1 pseudogene is annotated in these 1,407 nt (G+C 60.2%); it reads left to right on the top strand.

The window, feature by feature from the left end:
- Nucleotides 1–1,407: pseudogene (locus BFP96_RS24710) on the top strand (type IV secretion protein Rhs); the annotation flags it as partial.

Genomic DNA, 1,407 nt, shown 5'->3' with positions numbered 1-1,407 from the left:
ACTGGGCCAGTTTTTCACAGATGGACACGCGCTATGTATGGGGCGATGACGGCAGCGTCAACGTGCACAACGCCGATGGCAGCCAGGAAGTGTATGTCCATGACGACCGGGCGCGACTGGTACAGCGCATCGATCCCGACGGCGCCCGGCATTTCAAATCCTACGACGACAAGGGCCGACTGACCGTTGAGCAGGACCCGCTGGGCGCGGTGACAGCGTATCAGTACGACGAAGCCGGACGCTTGGTCGCGCTGTTTCCGGGGGAGGATGAGCCGACGTCCTACGAGCATGACAACGGTTTCGTACGGGTTGTACGGCGTGGTGAGGCGGTCTGGAAATACGAGCGTAATGAGCAAGGCGATGTCATCCGCAGGATTGATCCGGAGGGCAACGCGACCGACTACAGCTACGACAAGCGGGGACAACTGACCGGGGTCTGGTATCCCGACAACAGCGGTCATCGTTTGGTGTGGAATGAGCGCGGGCAGCTTGTTGAAGAACAGCTGCCCAATGGCGGGATCAAGCGTTATCGCTATGACGATCTGGGCCGGCAATTGTCGCGTGAGGATGAGCACGGCGCGCTGACTCAGTATCAATGGGACGCTGTAGGACGCTTGACTCGCTGGGTACTGCCGGACGGCGCTACGCGGGAATTCAGCTACAACCCCTACGGAAAAATCATCGCCGAACGCGATGAACTCGGCCACCTCACCCGCTACGAATACGCCGACGGCCTGCACCTGATCAGCCGCCGCATCAACGCCGACGGTACTCAGGTCAAGTATCGCTACGACAACGCTCGATTATTGCTGACCGCCATCGAAAACGAAGTCGGCGAAACCTATCAACTGGATTACCACCCCAACGGCCTGATCCGACAGGAAACCGGCTTCGACGGCCAACGCACCGCCTACGCCTACGACCTCAACGGCAACCTGCTGGAAAAGACCGAACACGGCGACGATGGCAGTCAGCTTGTTACCCGATACGAGCGCGATCATGCCGGTCGCCTCGCAAGAAAAACCCTGCCCGATGACAGCGTTGTTGATTATGCCTACGACCGCCAAGGCAACCTCCTCAGCGTCGAAGACGGCCAATGGGCGCTGGCCTACGAGTACGACAAACAAAACCGCCTCACTGCTGAGCACCAGGGCTGGGGCACCTTGCGCTACGGCTACGATGCCTGCGGCCAGCTGAAAAATCTGCGCCTGCCGGACAATAACCGCGTCACCTTCAACCACGACAAAGGCGGTCACCTCGCCACCGTCGAGCTGAATGGCGCACTGCTGACCTCCCACCTGTTCCACGCCGGCCGCGAACACCAACGCCAACAAGGCCAACTGCTCAGCCACTACCACTACGACGACCAAAACCGCCTGCACGCCCACGCCGTCACCCAGCAAGGAA

This window comes from Pseudomonas sp. 34 E 7, from assembly GCF_900005715.1.
In the GTDB taxonomy this organism is placed as follows: Bacteria; Pseudomonadota; Gammaproteobacteria; order Pseudomonadales; family Pseudomonadaceae; genus Aquipseudomonas; species Aquipseudomonas orientalis_A.
Note: the sequence above shows the minus strand (reverse complement) of the source record. Positions and strands in the feature narration are given on the sequence as shown.